This window comes from Rhizomicrobium electricum, from assembly GCF_011762045.1.
Taxonomy (GTDB): domain Bacteria; phylum Pseudomonadota; class Alphaproteobacteria; order Micropepsales; family Micropepsaceae; genus Rhizomicrobium; species Rhizomicrobium electricum.
On record NZ_JAASQS010000013.1, the window covers coordinates 1 to 11967 of the forward strand.

General features: G+C 62.2%; 13 protein-coding genes. 10 read left to right on the forward strand and 3 right to left on the reverse strand.

Translation table 11 applies throughout. The features are described from left to right. Nucleotides 1-343 precede the first annotated feature (343 nt). Nucleotides 344-1045 (forward strand): hypothetical protein, encoded by a 702-nt coding sequence (locus FHS84_RS20955; RefSeq protein ID WP_166937504.1) that lies wholly within the window; start codon nt 344-346, stop codon nt 1043-1045. Between the two features lie 96 nt (nt 1046-1141). Here the strand turns inward: FHS84_RS20955 and FHS84_RS20960 are convergent, their stop codons facing one another. Beyond that, nucleotides 1142-1642, reverse strand: a complete 501-nt coding sequence (locus FHS84_RS20960; protein ID WP_166937505.1) for a hypothetical protein — start codon at nt 1640-1642, stop codon at nt 1142-1144. A 214-nt stretch (nt 1643-1856) separates the two neighbouring features. Between FHS84_RS20960 and FHS84_RS20965 the strand changes: the two genes are divergently transcribed. The 3 genes from FHS84_RS20965 to FHS84_RS20975 all read left to right on the forward strand — a co-directional run bounded on the left by FHS84_RS20965 (nt 1857) and on the right by FHS84_RS20975 (nt 4602). Continuing rightward, a complete protein-coding gene (locus FHS84_RS20965) occupies nt 1857-2063 on the forward strand; it encodes a hypothetical protein (RefSeq protein ID WP_166937506.1) in 207 nt (68 codons plus the stop codon). Between the two features lie 226 nt (nt 2064-2289). After that, a complete protein-coding gene (locus tag FHS84_RS20970; RefSeq protein WP_166937507.1) occupies nt 2290-2859 on the forward strand; it encodes a hypothetical protein in 570 nt (189 codons plus the stop codon). 312 nt (nt 2860-3171) lie between these two features. Further along, the gene (locus FHS84_RS20975; RefSeq protein WP_166937508.1) at nt 3172-4602 is read left to right on the forward strand and encodes a replicative DNA helicase; all 1431 of its coding nucleotides are present in this window, start codon (nt 3172-3174) and stop codon (nt 4600-4602) included. Here the strand turns inward: FHS84_RS20975 and FHS84_RS20980 are convergent. Beyond that, on the reverse strand, nt 4599-5417 hold the full coding sequence (locus FHS84_RS20980; protein ID WP_166937509.1) for a glycosyltransferase family 25 protein: 819 nt from the start codon (nt 5415-5417) through the stop codon (nt 4599-4601). The two genes, FHS84_RS20975 and FHS84_RS20980, sit on opposite strands and share 4 nt — an antisense overlap. Before the next feature lie 285 nt (nt 5418-5702). Between FHS84_RS20980 and FHS84_RS20985 the strand changes: the two genes are divergently transcribed. The 6 genes from FHS84_RS20985 to FHS84_RS21010 all read left to right on the forward strand — a co-directional run bounded on the left by FHS84_RS20985 (nt 5703) and on the right by FHS84_RS21010 (nt 10717). After that, nucleotides 5703-6551 carry a sulfotransferase family protein gene (locus FHS84_RS20985; RefSeq protein WP_166937510.1) on the forward strand — a complete coding sequence of 283 codons (849 nt, stop codon included), beginning with the start codon at nt 5703-5705 and terminating at the stop codon, nt 6549-6551. A 103-nt stretch (nt 6552-6654) separates the two neighbouring features. Then, complete coding sequence (locus FHS84_RS20990; protein ID WP_166937511.1) at nt 6655-7290, forward strand: hypothetical protein; 636 nt, start codon at nt 6655-6657, stop codon at nt 7288-7290. A gap of 62 nt (nt 7291-7352) precedes the next feature. After that, nucleotides 7353-8474, forward strand: coding sequence for an alanine racemase (gene alr / locus FHS84_RS20995; RefSeq protein WP_166937512.1), 1122 nt, complete (start codon nt 7353-7355; stop codon nt 8472-8474). Beyond that, nucleotides 8471-9250 carry an MlaE family ABC transporter permease gene (locus FHS84_RS21000; RefSeq protein WP_166937513.1) on the forward strand — a complete coding sequence of 260 codons (780 nt, stop codon included), beginning with the start codon at nt 8471-8473 and terminating at the stop codon, nt 9248-9250. Before alr ends, FHS84_RS21000 begins: the two co-directional genes overlap by 4 nt. A 9-nt stretch (nt 9251-9259) precedes the next feature. Then, nucleotides 9260-10048, forward strand: coding sequence for an ABC transporter ATP-binding protein (locus tag FHS84_RS21005; RefSeq protein ID WP_166937514.1), 789 nt, complete (start codon nt 9260-9262; stop codon nt 10046-10048). A 249-nt stretch (nt 10049-10297) separates the two neighbouring features. Next, the gene (locus tag FHS84_RS21010) at nt 10298-10717 is read left to right on the forward strand and encodes a hypothetical protein (protein ID WP_166937515.1); all 420 of its coding nucleotides are present in this window, start codon (nt 10298-10300) and stop codon (nt 10715-10717) included. A 359-nt stretch (nt 10718-11076) separates the two neighbouring features. Here the strand turns inward: FHS84_RS21010 and FHS84_RS21015 are convergent, their stop codons facing one another. Continuing rightward, entirely contained in the window at nt 11077-11613 is a 537-nt protein-coding gene (locus FHS84_RS21015; RefSeq protein WP_166937516.1) for a hypothetical protein, read from the reverse strand. Nucleotides 11614-11967 lie beyond the last annotated feature (354 nt).

Here is an 11967-nt window from a genome sequence, read left to right on the forward strand (position 1 = left end):
CGTGAAGGTAAACGGCGCTCGAACTGCAACTTCACAAGATCGTCAGGCCGGAAAAGACGCGCTCAGTGTCGAGTTTTTCCACAAAATCGGCGCATGTCGGAAGTAGCCGGGGCGCTGGGAATGTCCGGGTTGGGGTGAAGTATTGCCATCCGCTTCATCTGCGAACGAGGCGCAAGTTGGGAATGGCAAGTTCGGAGCGGACTCCGGACCTTCAAGCTACTTCCGAGATGCGCCAGATTCGGACCTTCCCGACCACCCGAAGGTTGGTTACGATTCCGCCATGACAGAAGGTGAACTGTTGAACCGGATCGTTGCGCGGCTCCCGAGGCGAGGAGGCTTGGCCGTGCGTCCGTACTACGCACGCGCAGAGCAACTGGAACCGAAAGAGGGTTGGGGAAAAAGCCGGATCAGCATATTCCGCGGATCGGAAAAGATCGGGGAATACGAACGAAACTATCCAGCATTGGGTGAATCTACGTTCGAGCCCTTTGAAAGGGATGGTCGTTGGTTTGCGCTTTACTCCGCTGACTACACGTGCACGCGCATTATGACCTTGCCTGATTGCCGAGACATCGGTGGAGAGCAACCTGCATCAGGCGGGTTTTGTCCCGCCGAACTTTACGTACCACGCTATCGGACAATAACCTGGAAGTTTGAAGGTAGAACGTCGGAAAGCTGGCACTTCGAAGCGGGTGGTGAAGAGGCGAACTACTTTGGTCCCTCAGGGAATACCCGCAAGGGCGTAGAAGTTAGCTTTGGCCCCTGGCAGTCGCTGCATCTGGGCTTCATAGCGGGCTGTCTTTGGGGTGACGACTCTTCCTGGAAGTTACAGGTGTTCGATCTCTCGCGCGCCGCCGAAGGCATTATCGAGCGTAGCGAGAGATATGGTCATCTCGATATCGCTTCTGATTTTCCGCTAGTCGCCGCCATCCAGCTTTACCGTGAAGTTCCTGGGCCGTTGCGCGCAACGGTATTGCGACAAGAATGCCGCGATATGGACACCGGTAAACGCATTGATCCCTACACCGACGAGCCAGTCGACTAGTCTCCTTTGGCGAACTTCAACCGCAGGCCTAAATGACAGCTTCCGGACATAGGTCGGTCGGTGACTTCGCGCCAATACTTGCCGGTCCTTCGGCTCCTATCCAAACGGCGCCTTTTTCAGAATCTCGCGGCGCTCGTCTTCGGTGAACATCATGGCAAAGCGCCCAAGTAGGGGTTGGTCTTTGCTGAAGGCCAGCACCGCGATGATGCCGTTTACCAAACCCGGCTCCTTGGCGTCTCGAAACTCTTGAAGCCCGATTTCAGCAAGTTGGCGCAACGCATCGTCGTATGAATCCTTGAGCCACGAGGGCAATTCGGGATTTCCAGGCATACGTCGGGCAACTTCGATGATCGCCACTAATGCATAGGTATTCCAATCGGCAATACCGCGTTCGGCGTGGATAGACACCAACACGGGCACGGAAGCGTAGGATGCCTCTCCTACGTCTCCTTGATGGTGTAGTTCGTTCCACAGTTCAGCCCAAGCGGCCTCAACTTCATGGCCCCGAGAAAGGGATTGCAGCGCGCCTCGTGGGTCGTAAGGGACGCGATAGCCTCCCATGAGGTCCATCCATTTTGGATCATCAAGCCGGATCATCGTCGTCCCTTCCAAAAGAGGGAGGAAAATTGCAGCACGGGCGCAGCCGCTTCAATTCCAAATGGCGAATTCTGGCGCGAAGCCGCCGAATTGGCGATGACCGGAGTCGCACCCAAACTTGCCGTTTTGAATGCGACCGGCTTGCGCCAATTTCCGCCATCCCCGTTTATGCTGTCGTATTATCGGGCATACTCGCGAATGGGAGGGTTGCGACATGAACCAGATGATTAGCTATATCGCGATGGACCTCGCAATTGCGGCCCTTCTCGCACTGGTGTGCGGCGTTGTCGCCCGCAAGGTTTTTCGAGCTAACCTGAAATGGACCGTCGTTGTCGGAGTGGTCGTGCTGGTAGGCTTGGCTCTCGTTCCGATAAAGACGCATGCCGTCGCGGTCGACATGCCTGTTGGCAAATCCAATTAGATTTTTTCGCAAGGACCGGTGTTGGCGCAACTACGACCTTCCCTCTCCCTCGCGAAGGTCTCGATGCGAAGGTGAAACGGACATTGCCGGACTGATCGGCTCGCTCGTCCGCTCGCTCCTCCGCCCTGCCTCCGGCCCCCATTAACCTTATCAAGTTTTTTTTCCTACTTCCCCTTGAAATGCAGAAAATGGTCCCAATCTTCTCCTTATACGATAGGAGAACCCCATGACTGCAACCAAGAATGAACATCAAGTAGAGCCAGACCCGATCGTCATCACCAAGACCAAGCGGCCGAAGCCGCCGCCGGCGCCGGAGATGCCGCTCGAAGGATCGGCGGCGAACTGGAATGAATCGCTGCGCCGGGTGACCGCGTTGCGGCTGGTCGAGCATCTGGACGACGGCGTCGAACTGGCGTCGGAGATCTGCAACGATCCCTATTTCCGCAATCCCGAAGACCGGATCACCGCGACCCTGGCCATGGCGCGGATGGTTTCGGCCAATGCCCAGCTCGGCCGGGCGATTGCCGCCTTCGCCCAGGTCGAGCAGCGCCGGCGCATGATCGTCGAACGGGTCGAACGGCCGGTTCCAGTTTCGAACGATTCGAATTCGATTCAGGACATCGCGCTCGCCCACGACATCCGGCACAAGATGTTCCGCTACATGAAAGTGCTCGCCGACGAGACCTTCGATCCGGCAATCCAGGAGGCAGACGACGCCGCCAAGGAGGCGGCAGCCAAGAACGAACCCGCGACCCAGGCCAAACCCGATGCAGCCGCCAAGCCCACCGCGGCGTAAGCGCGGCGGACAACCCGGCAATAAGAATGCGCTGAAGCACGGAGGCTTCACGGCGCGCCGCCGCGCCCTCAGCCGCGCGGTCACGCTATACGTGCGCACCACCTACACGTTGCTCGACGCCCTCGGCCTCGGCCGGCGTCCGTCCAAACGGACGACGCTAAGGCAAGGGGCCCGCCGCAGTTATCCCCATGATTTCGCCGCGGCGCGCACCCTATTATCCTGTTATCAAACCCGTGGCCCTTGCGAATCGCCTTGCGGGGCGGGGCCCCAAAGTGCTGATTCGCACCCCTCTTATCGCGCACCGGATTCAGGATGGAACAGGAAGCCTACCGCCATATTCCCTACGACATCGAAGTCGAGCAGGCCCTGCTCGGCGCCATCCTGGTCGACAACCGTGCGCTCGAAGCCGTCTCGGGACAGCTCAAGGTCGAGCATTTCTACGACCCGCTGCATCAGCGTCTTTACGACACCATGGTGCAGGCGATCGAAGGGCGCGGCGCCATGGTCACGCCGCTCACCTTGCATGCCGCGCTCAAGACCGATCCCGGCCTCATCGAGGTCGGCGGCCATGCCTATCTGGCCGGTCTCGCCCAGGCCGCCCCCGCGCTGCCGAACCTCAAGGAGCTCGCCAAGATCATCTACGATCTGGCGCTGCGCCGCACCTTGATCCGCGTCGGCGAGGACATCGTGAACACGGCGTACGACGCGCCGCACGACAAGACTCCGCAGGAGCAGATCGAAGACGCCGAAAAGGCGCTCTATTCGGTCAGCGAGAATGCGCGCTACGGCCAAGGCCCGATCGATTTCCACGAGAGCATGCGCCGCGCCGTCGAACAGGCGGAGAAGGCCCAGCTTCGCGGCGGCAAGATTTCCGGCGTCACCTCGGGCTTCATCGAAGTCGACAAATTGCTCGGCGGCTTGCAGCCGTCGGACTTGCTGATCGTCGCCGGACGCCCCGGTATGGGCAAGACGGCGTTCGCGGTGAACATGGCGTTCAATGCGGCCTATGCCTACGCCCAGGACGTGGCGGCGGGCGAGCCCGAGCCGCGCGGGGCGCCGGTGCTGTTCTTCTCTCTGGAAATGGCGGCGCAACAGATCAGCGCCCGTGTGCTCGCCGAGCGCGCCGAAGTCGAGATGTGGCAGATCCGCACCGGCAAGTTCACCGAACAGGAGTGGGAGAAGTTCGTGCTCACCATGCAGGAACTCTCCACCGTGCCGTTCTACATCGACGACACCGGCGGTATCTCGATGGCCCAGATCGCCGCCCGTTCGCGCCGCCTGAAGAAAGAGAAGAATATCGGCGCCATCATGATCGACTATCTGCAACTCGTGACGCCGTCGCGCCAGGCGGAAAACCGCGTGCAGGAAATCACCGAGATCACCAAGAGCCTGAAGACCCTGGCCAAGGAACTGAACGTGCCGGTGATCGCGCTGTCGCAGTTGTCGCGTGGCGTCGATGCCCGCGACGACAAGCGGCCGGTGCTGTCCGACCTTCGCGAATCCGGCTCGATCGAGCAGGACGCCGACGTCGTGATGTTCGTGTATCGCGAGGAGTATTATCTCGCGACCCGCCAGCCCGATCCGTCGTCGCCCGACTTTGCCAAGTGGCAGGAGAAGCTCGACCGCGCCACCAACAAGGCGGAAATCCTGGTCGAAAAGCACCGCCACGGCGCCACCCGCGCGATCGAACTGGTGTTCGAGGCCCGCTTCACCCGGTTCTCGAATCCGGTGCTCGATAATTAGGCCGTTCCCGTGCGCGCGGGCACGAAGTCGAGCGGCGGCGCGATGGTGCCGGCGACGCGGGCCAGATGCGCCTCGCCCCGCAGCACCGCCGCGATCTGCTTCGGCAACAGGCGGCATTCGTAATAGGCACGTACGATTTCGCGGCGTGCCAGTTTGAGTCCGAGGCGGCGGTCGGCAAGCCGCCACGGCCGGATGTCGGAAGCGCCCTCGCCCTGGCGCGCGACGGCCGGCAGCATCTGATACGGCTTCAATTCCTCCGCCACCGGCGAGACGTTGGGATTGAAGAGGAGATGGTCGACCGGAACGCTCCAGCGCCGCATCCGCAGGAGCCTGATGGCGGCGGATCGCGACACCACATAAGCGGCAGCGCCGGTGTGCCGCGACAGGATCGGAGCGAGGGCGAGACGATGGCCGATGCTCAGCTCCTCGCCGACCAGGACGCGCTGATGCTCCGGTCCGAAGTGTTCGAGTTTGACGAGATCGGCGCCGTCCGGAATCCAGTCGTGTTGTTTGAGAAGTCGGGAATGAGATGCATCGAGGACGACATCGTCCTCCAGCACCGCCGCATACGGTGCGCCGCCGGTGACGAACCGGGCCCAGGCGCGGCGATGGCTGAGCGAGCAGCAGCGGTCGCCCTTCGGAATGACACCGAGCGGCCCGCGGGCGGTAAAGGCTTGCTGAAGCCATTCGTCGCTGACCTTGTCCGCATCGACCGCGGCGATGCGCGTCGCGGCGATGCCGAACGCCGCCAGTTGCGATGTCATGGCGGCGAGACGGTCGGTGCGGCGGTCGAGATTGATGAGGAAAACCTGCATGGGGCTCGTGCGTTTTGGATCGGCGGCAGCTTAACGCACAAGCCTCGCAGGCTCCGTTCGCGAATGTGTCGGAACGCGTGGCGAAGCAAACGACGCGTGACAAACCAATACACAATCGCCGCCGACGGAAACCGCAGCGGCCGCTATTCAAGATCGCAGAGCCTCAGCGCGGAATGCGAAGTGATCGGGAATGCGCGTATTTACGATGTTTTGCGGACCCGGAATGCGTCGCGCATCAGCATTGCATCGCCGCAAGATTTCGTCTGCCGCCGCCACGCAGAAGGAGTGCCGCCGCAGTCGCAGTTTCCGTACTGCCTCGATTTTCTCCGTCGCCGCGCGCTCTATGTGACGGACCTCGATGCGAAGGCGGTGCAGGCGGCGCCGTTCTATTATCTCTATCTTCGCGGGCACGCGCGGCGCGTGTTGAGCGTTCCATTCGCAGCGAGCGGGGCCGGCGCCGATCCGGTGTTCCTGTTCTCGCCGGGACGTTGCGGTTCGACATTGATGAGCCGCGTATTGTTCGAAGCCGGGATCGCGTCGGTGTCGGAGCCGGACTTCTACACCCAGCTCGGGTCGTGGTTGTGGTCCCGCCCTTTCAATCCGCTGGCCGGCGTTTATCGCGACGCGATGTGGAAGATGTCGCAGGATCTCGCCGCCGGCTTGGGCGCGGTGCCGGTGGTGAAACTCAGAGCCGAATGCGCGCGGGCGCCGGAGCTGTTCGTCCGCAACCCTGCGGCCTCGTCCCTCGTTCTCTTCCGCCGCTTCGAGACGTGGTCGCGCTCGACGGCGCAAGTGTTCGGGGCCAGTCCAGAGAAGGCGGTTCGGAAATATCTGACCGCCCTGAGGTGTTACGCTTGGCTCCGCCGCCACAGCCGTTGCCTTGCGATCCGGTACGAAGACTGGTTAACCGATCCGGCCGCGGCTGCCGGGAATTTGGGCAGTTTTCTCGGCCAGCCGATCGGCCTGGACGCGGTGGCGCGGGCACTGGGCCGTCAGTCCCAGGCCGGAACGCCGCTGGAGCGCTGCCGCCGGTCAGATTGGCAGGCCAAATGGGACGGCGCCTTGCGGCTTTGGCAGTCCCCGCGGCTTGTCACCGCACGCGACCGCCTCGATCTTCCCAACGTCTGGGATTAAGCCGGGAAAGATCATTACGTTCAGGTATATAGTCGCCCGGCTTCGAGGAATGGCATAATCTCGGTTACTGGGTTCCCCCGCTCCTAAGGACAGCAGGCATAGGGTGGCAGACACGTCTTTGGTTGGTGAGTCCGCCACCTTGTTGGCAGACCTTCAAGCTCGTCTGCGTCAGGCCGAGGAGGCGCGCAAGCGCAGCCTGCGGCGCGTCTATGCCGGCATCGCCGTTGCCGTCGTCCATGTCCTCATCATCATCCTCTTGGTCACGTCGGAGTGGGTTCCGATAAAGCTCGAAAGGGTCAAGCAGGTTACGCCGCTCCAATGGGTGACGCTGCAAGCGCCGGTGCGCGCTTCGGAAGAAAAAATCCGGCCGAAAAGCCCGGACGTCGGCACCGTCGATCCCAGCCGCATCCCGAAAATCCTGCGGCCGAAAGCCGACGAGGAAAACAACGCCATCAGCGACTTCGGACTGGCGCTCGGACGCTCGCTCGCCTGCGGCGCCAACAGCTACGAGTGGCTCAATTCCAAGATGCGCGCCGAATGCCGGCGCAAGCCCTGGGACTTCGTCTACGACCGCTACGGCAACATTGTGCTTGATGCGCAGCCGCGAGTGGCGCAGGACCGGGAGACCTTGAGGCCGAGCGACGTGCAGGCCCGCGAGCGCAACACCGCCCCGGTCTGTCCCACCAACATCGATCCCAATGCGCCCTGCCTTTCGGCCATTATCGGAGGCCACCGTTGACCGTTTCGCCGCACCCCACGAGAAACTTTGACGCCGGAACGGCGGAGCGGCATTGTCCGGCCATGGACCGGGCGGATGACGAGATAATCACCGACTTCGAAGCGGCGAACCTGACGGTGCGCACGCACGCGGTGGCCGCCAATTTCAGAACCGCGCAACGCCTTGCCAGTCCTTCGCTGGTCGCCGGCGTGGTCAAGGCGGACGCCTACGGCCTCGGTCTCACACCGGTCGCCAAGGCCCTGGTCGACGCCGGTTGCGACACCTTCTTCGTGGCGCGGCTGGACGAAGGCATCGCGCTCCGGATGCTGGCGCGGCGCGCCCGCATCTTCGTGCTCGACGGCGCCCAGCCCGACATGGTGCCGGGGCTCATCAGCCACAATCTGACTCCGGTGCTGAACTCGCTCGCCGAGATCGCGGCGTGGTCGGCCGCAGCGCGCGCCACCAAGACTCAACTCGACGCCGCCGTGCATATCGACACCGGCATGAACCGCCTCGGCCTCGCCGCCTCCGAACTCAACGCCCTGGCCGCCGAGCCGGCGCGGATGCTGTCGGGCCTGCGCGTCGTGTTGTGGATGAGCCATCTGGCCTGCTCCGACGAACCCGACAACAAGATGAACGCGATGCAGCTCGAGCGCTTCAAGACGGCGCTCGCCATGCTGCCCGAAGCGCCTGCCAGCCTGTCCGCTTCCGGCGGCATCCTGCTCGGCAAGGACTATCTGTTCGACATGGTGCGCCCCGGCCTGGCGCTCTACGGCGGCGCGCCGCATCCCGGCTACGCCAATCCGTTCCAGCCCGCCGTGCGCCTGACCACCAAGATCATGCAGGTGCGCCACGCGCCCAAGGGCGAGACGGTCGGCTACAGCGCCACCTATCGCCTCAAGCGCCCGTCGGTGCTGGCGACGGCCGCGCTCGGCTACGCCGACGGCATATTCCGTACACTGTCAAACAGCGGTTCGGTCGGCATCAACGGCATCAAGGCGCCGGTCGTCGGCCGCGTGTCGATGGACCTTCTCACCTTCGACGTTACCGACGTTCCCGGCACCATCACCGCCGGACAGGACGTCGAACTCATCGGCGACACCGTCAGCCTCGAAGACATCGCGACGGCCGCCGATACCATCACGTATGAAATCCTAACCTCGCTTTCGCGCCGGGCGCGGCGCCAGTACGAGGAAACCCCATGAACGTTTTTGCGAGCGTAGGGCGGGCCACGTTGGACCTGCTGAGGGAAATCGGCCGTCTGTCGATCTTTACGGCGGATGCAGTCACCAGTTTCGTACGGCCGCCGATCTACTGGTCGCTGGTCGGCAAGCAGATCATGCGCATCGGCTACTTCTCGCTGCCGGTGGTGGGACTGACCGCCTTCTTCACCGGCGCCGTGCTGGCGCTGCAAATCTACATCGGCACGGCGCGCTACGGCGCCGAACAGTTCGTGCCGACGGTGGTCTTGATCGGCATCCTGCGCGAACTCGGCCCGGTGATCGCCGGCCTGATGGTGGCCGGACGCGTGGCGGCGGCCATCGCGGCCGAACTCGGCACCATGCGCGTCACCGAACAGATCGACGCGCTGACCACGCTGGCGACGCGGCCAATCAAATACCTGGTGGTGCCGCGCCTGATGGCGGCGCTGATCTCGATGCCGATCCTGGTGGCGATCGCCGATGCCATCGGCGTCATGGGCGGATACGTCGCCGCCACCGAAAGCCTCGACTTCACCGGCTCGATCTATCTCAACACCACCATGGCGGCGCTCTCCAACAACGACATCGCCTCCGGTCTCTATAAGGCGGTGGTGTTCGGCTTCCTGATCGCCCTGATGGGTTGCTACAACGGCTTCAATTCGAAGGGCGGAGCGCAGGGCGTCGGCGCGGCGACCACCAACGCGGTGGTGTCGGCCTCGATCCTGATCCTGGTGGCGAACTACATCCTCACCAATATCTTCAACCTTCTCGGCATATAGAGGCTCCTCATGGAAAGCGCAGCCTCCGTCACGGCAGACGCGAAGATCGTCATCAAGGGCGTCAAGAAGCGGTTCGGGCCCAAGGTCGTGCTCGACGGACTCGACCTCGTGGTGCCGCGCGGCCAGTCGCTGGTCATCATCGGCGGCTCGGGCACCGGCAAATCGGTCACCATCAAATGCGTGCTCGGCATCCTGAAGCCGGACGCGGGACAGATCCTGGTCGACGGCCAGGACACCGCCAAGCTGAGAGGAAACGCGCGCGACGCGTATTTGCGCAAGTTCGGCATGCTGTTCCAGGGCGCGGCGCTGTTCGATTCCATGACCGTGTGGGAAAACGTGGCGTTCGGCCTGATCCAGGGCCGCGGCGTCAAACGCGCCACGGCGCGCGAAATCGCGTTCGAGAAGCTCGCCAAGGTCGGCCTCGCCGCCGATGTCGGCGCACTCTATCCGTCCGAGCTTTCCGGCGGCATGCAGAAGCGCGTCGGCCTCGCCCGCGCGATCGCGGCGGAGCCGGAGATCATTTTCTTCGACGAGCCGACCACCGGTCTCGATCCGATCATGTCCGACATCATCAACAATCTGATCGTGGAAACGCGTGGCTCCGGTACGACGACGCTTTCCATTACCCACGATCTCGTCAGCGCGCGCAAAATCGCCGACCGCATCGCCATGCTCTACAAGGGCAAGATCATCTGGGAAGGCCCCACGGCCGAGATCGACCGCTCCGGCAATCCCTACGTCGAACAGTTCATCCACGGCCGCGCCGAAGGCCCGATCAAGATGGAAGTGAAGGCGTAACGTTTCCGGCGGTCCCGTCGCACTTGAACCATTGCTGTCATCCCCGGCTGAGCCCGGCGGCGTTGCGGAGCAACGACGAAGGGCGAAGGGAAGGGGACCCAGGTGGCTGAGATTTTCCAAATTCGACGATAGGGCACGGCGCGTTTGCATGCGTTGTGCGGGTGCTTGCACCTGGATCCCCTTCCCTTGCTTCGCCAATGGCTTCGCAGGGTCGGCCGGGGATGACAGGATGGTTTGAGGCGCCTCCGCGTGCGCAAATTCTTCTTCGAGGAGACGGAGTTCTGCGAGGAGGTTGAGCTTGGCGCTCAGTGCGCGGGCTTCTTCGATATAGGCGCGAATGTCGGCATGGAGCGCGCGGCGTTCGCGGGTGAAACGGCCATGCTTGTAAGCGTTGCGATTGCCTTGCGGGGCGCCGCGGCGGGCGGTGCGGTGCTGGCGCAGAGCGGGCGGGATGAGGACGCGCTTGGTCATCGGCCGCCCTTTTTGAAAAGCGCAGAAAGCGAATTCAATTCGGCGATTTTGGCCTCAAGCCGTTGCAGACGATCGATATTCGCCTTGCGTTTCGAGCGCCGGACGGCGCCATGCAGCGCGCGGCCGAGGGCGGCATCGGCGGTGAGAATACGGGCGGCAGCCCGGACGAGATCGGTACTGCCGGGCGTGCGCTTGTGAAGATCGCGGCAGCGGCGGAGCAAAGCGCTGCCCTCCGCCAGATGCGGCGGCGCGGCGAGCGCCAGCCGGCGGATTGTTTCCTGCAACTCAGACGCACGCGCGGTGTCCTCAGTCTTCATAGACTTGAGGTGGTGACGGCTGGCTAGATTTCAAGAGGGTTGTAGGAAAAGTTTTCTATAATAGGACCGGCATTAACCGGCTAAGCCGCGGTGACGGCGAACGAAGTGCCGCGCGTCAGCACGAATGTCGCAGGGCGGTTTTGAAGGCGAATTCGGGAAGAGAAATGGACCTTCGACGAACGGAGAAGAAGCGCCACTTCAGGTCGTTCGCGGCAATGGTCTTTCGTTAGCAGCCAAACACTAGTTGTATTCCGTGACGGGACCGTCGATGTGGTCCATGACGAGATTCACAATTTCCTCGTCACCCGTGAAAACGGTTCGTTCCGCGATTCCGTCCGCAATTTTCCACTCCACGACATAGGTCTCCGAAGCGTCCGAAAAAACGCCCCTGAACACGCAGTTTGTTGGCGTGTCACAGTGCCCCCCGAAATGTCTAACCTTCGTTTGCACGTTCTCAGAGCGGTTCGCTCCCCACGCATCATACATTCCATCACTTGGTAGAACGTAGTGGTGGCCTTTCACGTTCACTGCGATGCGAAACACGTATGTTTTTGGCATTACACCTATGGTGCCCATTGGCGAGCGGCCATCAATTCGGCAGTGATCGTCGTAGCTCTTGCACCCGACTACCTTGTGCCCCGACGGCTGGAAATCCCGTTCGACAATATCAACGGTAATGCCGTCTCGCAGGACCAGATGTGACGTGGATTCCGCGGCTGCGACAGGTGCCAGCGTCGTCAACAGCATGAGAACAGCGAACGTGATCCTTCTCGGCATCGATCCCCCCACCGAAAGCGTGAACTGGGTTGATGATAGCCGCTTGCACGTGGCAGTTCAGTTGCTGGAATTGGGAAGATTTGCCGCAATCGCGTATGCCTACGGAACGACCGGAAGTGGCGCATCTCGGAAGTAGCTTGAAGGTCCGGAGACCGCTCCGAACTTGCCATTTCCAACTTGCGCCTCGTTCGCAGATGGAGCGGACGGCAATACTTCACCCGAACACGGGTGTTCCCAGCGACCCGGCTACTTCCGACATGCGCCGATTTTGTTGAAAAACGCCGCATTGAGACGCGCATAAAGCCCTGATTCACTGACGTTATCGAATCGGGGGGCGATGCGATGATGGGGCGG

What these genes read in the sequence shown, in the direction of transcription:
- FHS84_RS20960 (WP_166937505.1), bottom strand. Translation starts at nt 1,642, where the DNA reads ATGATCCGGCTTGATGATCCAAAATGGATGGACCTCATGGGAGGCTAT.
- FHS84_RS20965 (WP_166937506.1), top strand. Translation starts at nt 1,857, where the DNA reads ATGAACCAGATGATTAGCTATATCGCGATGGACCTCGCAATTGCGGCC.
- FHS84_RS20970 (WP_166937507.1), top strand. Translation starts at nt 2,290, where the DNA reads ATGACTGCAACCAAGAATGAACATCAAGTAGAGCCAGACCCGATCGTC.
- FHS84_RS20975 (WP_166937508.1), top strand. Translation starts at nt 3,172, where the DNA reads ATGGAACAGGAAGCCTACCGCCATATTCCCTACGACATCGAAGTCGAG.
- FHS84_RS20980 (WP_166937509.1), bottom strand. Translation starts at nt 5,417, where the DNA reads ATGCAGGTTTTCCTCATCAATCTCGACCGCCGCACCGACCGTCTCGCC.
- alr (WP_166937512.1), top strand. Translation starts at nt 7,353, where the DNA reads ATGGACCGGGCGGATGACGAGATAATCACCGACTTCGAAGCGGCGAAC.
- FHS84_RS21000 (WP_166937513.1), top strand. Translation starts at nt 8,471, where the DNA reads ATGAACGTTTTTGCGAGCGTAGGGCGGGCCACGTTGGACCTGCTGAGG.
- FHS84_RS21005 (WP_166937514.1), top strand. Translation starts at nt 9,260, where the DNA reads ATGGAAAGCGCAGCCTCCGTCACGGCAGACGCGAAGATCGTCATCAAG.
- FHS84_RS21015 (WP_166937516.1), bottom strand. Translation starts at nt 11,613, where the DNA reads ATGCCGAGAAGGATCACGTTCGCTGTTCTCATGCTGTTGACGACGCTG.